Raw genomic sequence first — 10,280 nt, 5'->3', positions numbered from 1 at the left:
GGCGCCCCGATCGGCGTGCTCGCCATTCATTTCGACTGGGAGCCGCAGGCCCGCGCCATCGTCCAGGGCGTGCGCATCGGCGACAGCGACCGGGCCCGCGTGCTGCTGGTCGATTCAAATTTGCGCGTCCTCGCGGCGTCCGACGGCCAGGGCATCCTCAGCGAGCGCATCTCGATCTCGCTGAACGGCCAGCGCTCCGGCTTCTATCACGACCGCAACGGCTCGCTCGTCGCCTTCCATGCGACGCCGGGCTACGAGACCTATCGGGGTCTGGGCTGGTATGGCGTGATCGTCTGCGGGGCGTGAGGCGAGAAGCGGCCGCCCCGCAAAATCGGACGGGGGTAGCCTGCCCGATCAAAAACCTGAAAAACAACCCCATGCACAGTAGCGTGAGTGTTGTTTTGCTTGATGTTTTTTGCGCCCGCCAAATCGCTTTGACTCGTCGGGCGCGGGGCTTCTGTCCCGCATCTTTGCGTTTAGGACCACGGCGGCTCTTCGCTCGCCACGGCTGCCTCGTGGTGGATCGTTACGACACCCGCCGAACGCAACCCGGTCAGCAATACAGATCTTACAGAGGCAGGATCAAATCCAATATCCTTGGCGTTTGGTGGATGTGCCTCGCTGTCCTTCAATCGGAGCGCCAAGTGCAATTGCTCGCAAAGGTGCTGAACGACGAGATTGACCTGATCGTCAGTCATGATCAGCTTCTCCTGCTACCATTTTGCTACCTAACTAGGGTGTGTACTCATTACGCGCAGCCAGCCATAACCGGATGGATGCGAGCTGCACGAAGGCAAGATAGTTGTCGGCAAGTTTATCGTAGCGTGTAGCCACTCGACGACATTGCTTGATCCGATTGAAGAACCGTTCGATCCTGTTGCGGGCGCGGTAGAGATAAGGGCTGAAGCAGATTGGATAGCTTCGATTGCTTTTGGGCGGGATGTTGGCCCACGCGCCTTTCTTCATGGCGAGGTCCCTGATCCAATCGGCATCGTAGCCTCGGTCGGCAAGCAGCATCGACCCGGATTTCAGATCCGAGAGCAATATTCCAGCAAGTCGATTGTCATGGGCCCCACCAGATGTAAGTGCCAGCCGTAGAGGAAGGCCATTACCATCGACGAGCGCATGAATCTTGCTGGTCAACCCGCCCCGTGACCGTCCCATCGACTGTGTCCAGTTTCTGGTGATGCACGCTCCATGCTGATGCACGCGGACAATGGAAGTGTCGAGCATTTGGACGGCCGCATCATGGGCGCCCGCCCGAGCGTTCATAATCTGGGCCCACACGCCCGCTCGTCGCCAACGAACGAGGCGATTGTAGCAGGTCGTGTACGGACCGAAGTTGTCCGGCAGATCGCGCCAAGGCGCTCCAGATCGCAAGACCCAGAAGATCCCATTGAGGACACGACGATCATTCACCCGCGGCACGCCGCGCGCCTTCTTCGGTAGCATCGGCCCGATTGCAGTCCACTCTTCGTCCGTGAGTTCGTAGCGCATGATCTGCCCCCTCCATCAGGAACTTGAATCACAGCAAGACGTTCGGCTCAACGTGCGAGGGGCGGTCGCTATGAAACCGAAAGCGGACCCAGTATGATGACCTCGAGTTTTGGCGTTCATGACCCAATTCGGACATTCGCTTAACACATCAGTCTCTGTAGAGTCGCTCCCAGAGATTGCGGAGTATACCCGCCGTCACGCCCCAAATTTTGCGGTCGTTGAACCAAATGGCGTAGACGCTAGTGCTCAAGCCGTTCCATTCCGCTATTTCACGCCTGTGATTGTGCGGTGCCATCAGGAGAGCGAGCGGCGCTTCGAAGGTGTCATTGACCTCACCGCGGTTGAAGTTAAGCGAGAAGCCTTCTTGCACACGCGCGAGCACTGGCAGGATGCGATAGCCGGTCGGCGTGAGTTGGACGTCAAGGTAGCCCATCGGCTCAACGAAGCGGCGGTCCAGCGATACTTCCTCTTCGGCCTCACGTAGCGCGGCTGCCGCCGGGCTGATATCAGCTGCCTCGATCTTGCCACCTGGAAACGAAATCTCTCCAGCGTGGTCCGAAAGATAAGAAGTGCGCTGCGTGAACAGCACTGTAGGCTCCGCCCGAGCGATGATCGGGACGAGCACAGCGGCCGTCCGGATTGGCCGCGTCGCCGCAATTGCTGCGATCAATTCCGGATCGGCATCATCAAGGCGCGGGATGAAGTGCGGATCGGTAAGCGCTTCCGGCCCATCGAGCGAGAGCCGCGCCTGCGCCAGCGCAAAAAACTGGGCCGTAGAGAGACGAGGGTCGCTCCGCGGCGCGCTGCCAGTCATCGCGCCTGTCCTAAGGCGGTGCGTCGCGATGGACGTAAGCAGTTTCGAGCGAATGGTCCCATCGTGATCTGATCCGCTCCTTACGCCGGCCGGTGCCTCGCGGTCGCTACGGTTCTGGCATCCAACGAGTAAGCGCCTGCACCGAGAGCAACGAAGGCGAGCGAACCGCCAACGATCGCCATATTCTTCATGAAGTGCATAAACTGGTTTGAATCGCCAAGTTGCGAGTGCCCGATAAACGCTGAGACCAAAACGTAGATCGCAAGTCCGAGCGCCACGAGGCGAGTTTGGTATCCGACCAGCATAAGCAAGCCACCGCCGATCTCTATTATGATAGCAAGCAAGGTGAAGAGTGCGGGTGCCGGAAGGCCAAGCGACGCCAAATAACCCGAAGTACCCCCGAATGCTGTCAGCTTGCCGTAGCTGAACGCCAAGAACATCGATGAAAAGAACAGACGGCCGACGAGCGCCGCAGCATCACCGTATTTCTCAAGATTGATCATGACACGCTCCGCTAGACATGGGACGCGAATGTCAATTGTCATTTAAAGCGCGGCAGTTCGGGATTGTTTTGATCCAAATCAAAGTCGCGCGAGTACGGCACTCGGTCGGCCAAGGGTGCAACAAGAGAGTATGAGTGCGCCGCACACGACGCCGCGCGGAAGTGGCTACGCCGTGCGGTCTGGACCTTGATATAGATCAAGGATAGGTACCCGCCTTTTCTCTGAAGTTGGCCCGCGCCTACATCCGATCAAGGCTGTCATCCTGCCGTGAATCGGACGCCTGATGCCAGACGTGGAGAGACCGCGAAAGTCATCGCCAGCAGTTGGGCGCATCGCTCATCGGGAGCAACCAAGATGCGTAGGATCTTCCGGGCACTCTGGGCGGGAGCGGTTGCGCTCATCCTGATTCAACTGAGCGTCCCAGCTCAAGCACAAGACCAAGTGCCGTCACAACGAATCCAGGAAGAGGTTTGGGCGCTTCTGCTTCCGTTGCCCACCTTCGGCTACGTGGTCCGCCCCGTCGGTCCCGGTCCCTTCCCATTGGTGATCATGAATCACGGTGTGGGGCCGACCCCAAAGGAGCGCAGCTTCTTCCCGCTCGCGGAATTCAGAGATGCGGCGAAGTGGTTCGCTCAGCGCGGTTACTTTGTCGTAGCGCCGGTCGGTCCGGGCTATGGCGCTTCAGCAATCGACGTGCCTGAGCGAGGTCTCTATGGGCCGTTCTTCTCCAAGATCGGCAAATGCGAGAATCCTAATTTCCGCGACGCCGGGCTTGCCATTGCCCAGATGGATCAATGGATCATCGATTACCTGGCCGGCGAAAAAATCATCGTACCGAAGGACGTCATCATCGTCGGTCAATCCGCCGGCGGATGGGGGTCGATCGCACTCTCGAGCGTCAACCCGGCAGCGGTGAAGGCCATCATCACCTTCGCCGCAGGCCGGGGCGGCCGCGTCGGCGGCAAGCCAAACAACAATTGTGCGCCCGACAAATTGGTCGAAGCGACCGCGGCGTTCGGTCATACGTCCCGCGTGCCAATGCTATGGCTTTACAATGAGAACGACACATACTTCGGACCGGATCTATCGAAGCGGATGCATCAGGCATTTGTCGGTGCCGGCGGCAAAGCCGAGTACCATCTGCTACCGGCGTTCGGAAATGACGGTCATTTCTTCATCTGCTCGCCGGATGCCATTCCGATTTGGTCGCCGTTGGTAAGCAAGTTTTTGGACGAACAACGTTAGTTACCGGCTGGTCACCCTTGCCGCATCTGAAGGTCCCGCGATCTTCCGGAACGTTCTCTGCGGCGAGGAAGCCCCAACGAAGCGAGAAAGAGGCCCAAATGGGTATGCTCGTCGACGGCGAATGGCGTGACGTCTGGTACGATACGGCGAGTACCGGCGGCCGCTTCGAGCGCAAGGCAAGCTCGTTTCGCAACTGGGTGACGGCGGACGGCGCGCCGGGTCCGACCGGCGCGGGTGGCTTCCCGGCCGAGCGAGGACGATACCACCTCTACGTCAGCCTGGCCTGTCCCTGGGCGCACCGGACCCTGATCATGCGACGGTTGAAGGGCCTCGAGAACGCCATCTCCCTTTCGGTGGTCAACTGGCGCATGCGCGAACGAGGCTGGACGTTCGCGCCGGGCCCATGCGTGACAGGCGATCCCGTCAATGGTGCCGAGACGCTCAGCCAAGTCTACGTTGCGGCGGACCCGCACTATACCGGCCGGGTCACGGTGCCAGTCCTTTGGGACAAGACCCGCCGGACCATCGTCTCCAACGAATCGGCTGAAATCATCCGCATGTTCAACAGCGCCTTCGAGGACATCGACGCGGCGCCGGGCGACTACTATCCCCAGCACATGCGCGCGGAAATCGACGCGCTCAACGAGCGCATCTACAGCGACGTCAATAACGGCGTGTACCGCGCTGGGTTCGCGACCACGCAGGCCGCCTACGAAGAAGCCGTCGTGAAGCTGTTCGAGGCCCTTGACTGGCTGGAGGGGCGGCTCTCGGAATCATGCTTCCTCACGGGCGACCAACTCACCGAAGCCGACATACGGCTGTTCACGACGCTTGTGCGGTTCGATGCCGTGTACCACGGTCATTTCAAGTGCAACTTGAGGCGTATCGCCGATTATCCGGCGCTGTGGCGCTTTGTCCGGGAGATTTACAATCTCCCCAACGTTTCGGAGACGGTCAACCTCCACCACATCAAGCACCACTACTATGAGAGCCACACCACCATCAATCCGACAGGCGTGGTACCGCTCGGACCGGTCATCGACTTCGGATCGTCAGCGCCGCACCCCGATTGATGCGAAGCATCTGCGCTCGCGCGAGGAAAGAAGCTGCTTCCGTTGATTTAGATCAAGCATTCAACTGCCGGCAGTGGTCCCGTTTTCAACAAGAGGCAGATACGTGTCGGCCTGCCTCGTAGAGCGACCTCCTGCCTGTCCACCGCATCAGACCGTCGACGGGTTCGACCTAACCACGAATGGAGTCCGTCATGTCAATCGCCTCCAAGCTGTTTTCCTGCGCGTTTGCCTCCGCGCTCGCATTAATGACGTTGTCGCCCACCTCGAACGCGCTCGCCCAGACCAACAATCCCGCGCAACGCGCCAGCGTATTGCCATCGGGCGGTGGCGCCGCGCTCTTCGACGCATCCGACGCCGTCATCCTGTTGTTGGATCACCAGTCCGGCTTGTTCCAGACCGTCAAGGACATCAGCGTCTCCGAATTGCGCTCGAACACGATCATGCTCGCGAAACTCGCGACGCTCCTGAAAATTCCCGTCATAACGACCGCTTCCGAGCCCAACGGACCGAATGGGCCGCTGATGCCCGAAATTCATCAGTTCGCGCCGGATGCAGTCTATGTGGGACGCAAAGGCGAAGTGAATGCCTGGGACAACGACGACTTCGTCAAGGCCGTGCGCGCGACCGGGAAAAAGACGCTGATCATGGCCGGCGTGTGGACCAGCGTCTGCGTGATGTTTCCGGCCTTGGACGCGAAGGCGGCCGGGTTCAAAGTCTATGCCGTGATCGATGCGTCGGGCGATCCGAGCGAAATGGCATCGCGCACCACAGTCGCCCGCTTCATCCAGGCGGGAGTCATTCCGACTTCCACCAACGCGGTGCTGTCCGAAGCGCATCGCACCTGGAATCGTCCCGAGGCCGCCGAACTCGCAAAGCTTTACGCGTTGGTGGCGCCAAACTACGCGGCGGTCATCGAGAGCTACCAGAAGGCCCAGGACGCCGCGAAGCAAGCGACGACGGGTGCCGCTACGAAGTGAGCCGGCGACCGTCTGGCAGGAGGGACCCGTATGATACTCGTCACTGGAGGCACGGGCGCCATTGGAAGCGAACTTCTGCGGTTGCTTTCCCAAGCCGGGATCCACGCACGCGCCCTTGTCCGCAACCGAAACAAAGCTCCGGAATTGCCGGGCGTCGAATGGGTCGTCGGGGATCTGGCTCGGCCAGAAACCTTGCCAGCGGCCTTCAAGGGCGCTGAGAAGCTGTTCCTTCTCACTCACTACTATGAAGACATGGTGGCGTTGCAGCATAACGCCATCGTCGCGGCGCGCACTGCAGGCGTCTCGCATGTGGTGAAGGTCTCGGCGTTCGCTGCGACCGACCACTCGAAGGCCCCGATCGGCCAATGGCATTACCAGATCGAGAAGGAGCTGCAGGAGTCGGGCATGGCCTGGACAATGCTCCAGCCTCACCACTTCATGACGAACCTCGTCGCCCAAGCCGAGTATGTCATCAGGGAGGGCGCGATCTACTCCCCCTCGGGCGACGGGAAAATTCCCTACGTCGATCCGCGCGACGTCGCTGCCGTCGCCTTTGTCACGCTCACCCAGCCGGGCCACGAAGGCAAAACATACGTGGTCACGGGAAGCGAGGCGATTTCATATCGGCAAGCCTCCGCGATTATCGGCGCGACGATCGGCAAGAAGCTGCGGTTTATCGACGAGTCTCCGGAGCAAGCCCGGGCGCGCCGCGTCCGAGAAGGCGTCCCTCCGGCCGTGATCGAGAGCATTCTTGCCATCGGGGCCTATCAACGTGCAGGCGGAAAAACGGTGACGATCACCAACACCGTCGCGGACCTCACGGGTCGGCCGCCGCGAACTGTTTCCGAGTTCATCAAAGAAAACGCCTCCGTCTTTACCGGCCGTTAGCGCATCAGCCGGGGCGGCACCTCCGATGGATTCGCACTCCTCCCAAATCGGGCTCATCGGACTTCCCCTGGTGCTGCTCGCCGCTGCCGTCGTCAGCGTACCGATCGCGCGTTTCGGTCGACTCTCGGCCATCGTCGCCTATCTGATAGCTGGCGTGGTGATCGGGCCCTATGGCCTGAAGATCTTCGACACGCCCGAGCACATCCTGCCAGTCGCCGAGCTTGGGGTGGTGATGCTGTTGTTCCTCATCGGGCTCGAACTCGAGTTCTCGCGTCTGCTCGCAATGGGACGCGACATCTTCGTGCTTGGCACCGCGCAGCTCCTGCTCACCACGGCGGTGATCTGGGCACTCTCGCTACTGACCGGACTATTCGACTGGCGCGGCGCACTGGTCGCAGGTCTGGCGCTCGCGCTCTCCGCCACCGCGATCGCGTTGAGCATTCTTGAGGAGCGGGCCCAGCTGCAGCACACCTATGGCCAGCGCGCCTTCGCGATCCTGCTGTCCCAGGACATGGCGGTCGTGCCGTTGCTGGCCCTGGTGCCCCTGCTGGCTGCCCCCGGGGCGGCCGGCTCGAAATTGAGCCTGGCCGAAACTGCCGGGAATGTGGCGCTGATCGGGGGCGCCATCGCCGCGCTGGTTCTTGCCGGCCGCTATCTCCTCAATCCGTTCTTTCGCCTCCTCGCTGGAACCGGCGCGCGCGAAGTGATGACGGCGGCCGCCCTGCTTGTCGTGCTCGGCGCCGCGTTGCTGATGCAGGTCGTCGGCATGTCGATGGCGCTTGGAGCATTCCTTGCCGGCGTCCTGCTCGCGGGGTCCAACTTTCGCCATCAGCTTGAAGCCGACATAGAGCCCTTCCGCGGCCTCCTGCTGGCGCTGTTCTTCATGGGCGTCGGCATGACGATCGACAAGGCGATCGTGTGGGAAAATATATGGTTGGTCATCACCGCGGCGCTGGTCATCACGTTGCTCAAGGCCGGCGTGGTCTGGGCACTGTTCCGCGTAACATGCTCCGAGCCCGGTGACGCGTTGCGCGCGGGCTCGGTGCTCACCGGCGCGGGCGAGTTCGCCTTTGTGTTGCTGCCGCTTGGTGTCTCGCTCGGGATTTTGAGCGTCACACAGGGCAGCCTGCTTTCCGCTATCGCGGCGATAACGCTACTGATCGCTCCGCCGTTCGCGGCGCTGACGGAGACGCTTCTGCGTCGCTTCGCCACTCGCGACCAACGTGCCACCGACGACTTCGACGGGACTAACGCCTCCGTACTGGTGATCGGATTTGGCCGCTTTGGGCAGATCGTGGCGCAATACCTGCTGGCCGAGGATGTCGACGTCACGATCATCGATCTCGATCCCGAAATGATCCGCGTCGCCGGCCGTTTTGGCTTCAAGGTCTATTACGGTGACGGCGCCCGGCTCGACGTGCTGCGCGCGGCAGGTCTTGGTCGAGCCCGGCTGATTGCGATCTGCACCAGCGGTGAAGGGGCGACAAACCGCATCGTCGAGCTAACGCGTACCGAATTTCCCGGCACCAAGATCTTCGCCCGTTCGTACGACAGGGGCCACACGCTGCAACTGTTGGCCCATGAAGTCGACTATGAGCTGCGCGAGACCTTCGAATCCGCGATGAGCTTTGGCCGCGAGACTCTCGTAGCAATCGGTATCCGCCCCGACCGTGCGGCCATCGTGGAGGATTTCCTCCGCACGCGCGATCGTGACCGGCTTGCCGTGCAGCAGGCCGAGGGCATCTACGGTGGACTCGATCTGCTGCGCACGCGACCCACACCAGCTCCACTGAGCGTGGTGCAACACGACGCGCAGGCTCTGAACATCGAGGCCGCAGAGCTTATCGGGCGCGCAGGCGAGGAGACGCCGGGGTGATGGAACTCGACGTCCACAATATAGTGCCGCCTCGGCCCTGTAGCCGCCACATGCGTTGATGACCCACAAGGAACATCGCAAGGACATGCCCCAGTTTCCTGCGCACTCGCGCGAGAAGGAAGCCCGACAGGTTGTCCAAGAGCAAATCGGCGACCAACGCGAGATACAAAAGAAGCTTCGCCGCCAGAGGTCAGGGCATCTGTTTTCGGGACCATACTCTCAGACTGAACCGCGCCGACTATCCAACCTATTCAATTTTGCTCAGACTAGAAAATAAAAGCCGCCTCCGTTGGCAGCCTCTTTCACTTACCTGCGAACAGCCTGGGCCCATCGCGACATATTGCGCTGCCGCACGAACGTGGTCGCTGTAGAGGCAAAGCGGACGTAGTCTTCCTTGGATCACGCAGCGGGTTTTATGGGTACACGGCCTAGGTAGCACACATGAAATTCGGGTGGTACGCGATTGGACCTCCCCAAGGATCAACCCCGCGCGATTGCCGATGGGCGGGCCCCCAGTGGTCGGCAGGGCGGCCCCCTTCGGGACCGGGGCGCAGGCAGAGCTAGCAGGATCGCGGTCGACTCACGATCGTTGCGACCGTTGATCCAAGGGGCGGCGAGCCAGCAGTGGTTGAACGTTCCGCGTGACGCACCAACAGTCGTGAACTACGATACAGCAGGGGCTTGCTTGATCTGTTGGAGAGCAACCATGGCCTACGCGATCATTCATCACTTCCCCGGCGGCACGAAAGATCAGTACGAGAAGTCGATTGCCGCCGTGCATCCGAGTTCGGGCGGCCTTCCGGCGGGCCAGATCTTCCACACGGCCGGGGCCTCGCCCGGTGGTTGGACCGTGATCGCGGTGCACGACACGAAGGAAAGCTGGGAACGGTTCCGCGAACAGATCCTCATGCCGCGCTTGACGCAAGGCATCGAGGGGGGATTGGCCGGGCCGCCGCAGGAAACCGCATTCGAGACGCACACGTTCAGCAGGTAGCGTCGCATCGTCGCCAGTCGGGCGGACAATCCGCACCGCGCGGCCTCTAGCCTTTGCGCGGCAGACCGAGCCGTGGCCTCATCCACTGACGGCTTGCGATTGCCTTTCGCGCGGCAGGCTCGACGGGAGCAGGGTCGGTCTTGGCCCCGAGCTGAACAACGCAGCAACCGCCGCAATGTCGGCTGCCTGCGACTGACCGGACGTCGTACGATGATTGCGATGACCGCCGCTTTTGACCCGTTGCGAACTATACGGTCGCGAGCCTTTCAAAGAGTTCCAGTTGCACTGTCCGTTTGACCCGCAAATACATGGTGATAGTGTTTGTCATTCGCCTCTGTCCGGGAGGACACAATGGGATGGTTTGACCGACTGTTCGGAAGGACGTCGGCGCCTGCTACCCGACTTTTTGCGAG

10 protein-coding genes and 1 pseudogene are annotated in these 10,280 nt (G+C 61.1%); 7 read left to right on the top strand and 4 right to left on the bottom strand.

Annotated features, from left to right (window positions below; translation table 11 throughout):
- Window positions 1–306, top strand: a pseudogene (locus MOV74_RS06705) (methyl-accepting chemotaxis protein); the annotation flags it as partial.
- Window positions 307–476: 170 nt separating this feature from the next.
- On the opposite strand, the gene MOV74_RS06700 reads toward MOV74_RS06705, so the two are convergent.
- From MOV74_RS06700 to MOV74_RS06685, 4 genes are all read right to left on the bottom strand, one after another.
- Window positions 477–698, bottom strand: coding sequence for a hypothetical protein (locus tag MOV74_RS06700; RefSeq protein WP_246919193.1), 222 nt, complete (start codon window positions 696–698; stop codon window positions 477–479).
- A 34-nt stretch (window positions 699–732) separates the two neighbouring features.
- A complete protein-coding gene (locus MOV74_RS06695) occupies window positions 733–1,497 on the bottom strand; it encodes an IS5 family transposase (protein WP_246919190.1) in 765 nt (254 codons plus the stop codon).
- Window positions 1,498–1,645: 148 nt separating this feature from the next.
- Window positions 1,646–2,311 carry a CoA pyrophosphatase gene (locus tag MOV74_RS06690; RefSeq protein WP_246919187.1) on the bottom strand — a complete coding sequence of 222 codons (666 nt, stop codon included), beginning with the start codon at window positions 2,309–2,311 and terminating at the stop codon, window positions 1,646–1,648.
- 80 nt (window positions 2,312–2,391) lie between these two features.
- A complete protein-coding gene (locus MOV74_RS06685) occupies window positions 2,392–2,814 on the bottom strand; it encodes a DoxX family protein (protein ID WP_246919185.1) in 423 nt (140 codons plus the stop codon).
- A gap of 354 nt (window positions 2,815–3,168) precedes the next feature.
- Here MOV74_RS06685 and MOV74_RS06680 point away from each other — a divergent pair, with 354 nt between their 5' ends.
- The 6 genes from MOV74_RS06680 to MOV74_RS06655 all read left to right on the top strand — a co-directional run bounded on the left by MOV74_RS06680 (window position 3,169) and on the right by MOV74_RS06655 (window position 9,867).
- Window positions 3,169–4,059: a S9 family peptidase gene (locus MOV74_RS06680; RefSeq protein WP_246919182.1), complete on the top strand. Its 891-nt coding sequence runs from the start codon at window positions 3,169–3,171 to the stop codon at window positions 4,057–4,059.
- A 98-nt stretch (window positions 4,060–4,157) separates the two neighbouring features.
- A complete protein-coding gene (locus tag MOV74_RS06675; RefSeq protein WP_246919179.1) occupies window positions 4,158–5,132 on the top strand; it encodes a glutathione S-transferase family protein in 975 nt (324 codons plus the stop codon).
- 245 nt (window positions 5,133–5,377) lie between these two features.
- Window positions 5,378–6,109 carry an isochorismatase family protein gene (locus tag MOV74_RS06670; RefSeq protein ID WP_246919202.1) on the top strand — a complete coding sequence of 244 codons (732 nt, stop codon included), beginning with the start codon at window positions 5,378–5,380 and terminating at the stop codon, window positions 6,107–6,109.
- Between the two features lie 30 nt (window positions 6,110–6,139).
- Complete coding sequence (locus MOV74_RS06665) at window positions 6,140–6,997, top strand: SDR family oxidoreductase (protein WP_246919175.1); 858 nt, start codon at window positions 6,140–6,142, stop codon at window positions 6,995–6,997.
- Between the two features lie 70 nt (window positions 6,998–7,067).
- Window positions 7,068–8,873: a monovalent cation:proton antiporter-2 (CPA2) family protein gene (locus MOV74_RS06660; protein ID WP_246919172.1), complete on the top strand. Its 1,806-nt coding sequence runs from the start codon at window positions 7,068–7,070 to the stop codon at window positions 8,871–8,873.
- Between the two features lie 706 nt (window positions 8,874–9,579).
- Window positions 9,580–9,867 carry a hypothetical protein gene (locus tag MOV74_RS06655; RefSeq protein WP_246919169.1) on the top strand — a complete coding sequence of 96 codons (288 nt, stop codon included), beginning with the start codon at window positions 9,580–9,582 and terminating at the stop codon, window positions 9,865–9,867.
- Window positions 9,868–10,280 lie beyond the last annotated feature (413 nt).

Source organism: Bradyrhizobium sp. SHOUNA76 (assembly GCF_023006445.1).
Classification (GTDB): Bacteria; Pseudomonadota; Alphaproteobacteria; order Rhizobiales; family Xanthobacteraceae; genus Bradyrhizobium.
The sequence above is the reverse complement of the archived record's forward strand: the minus strand, read 5'-3'. Positions and strand labels throughout refer to the sequence as shown.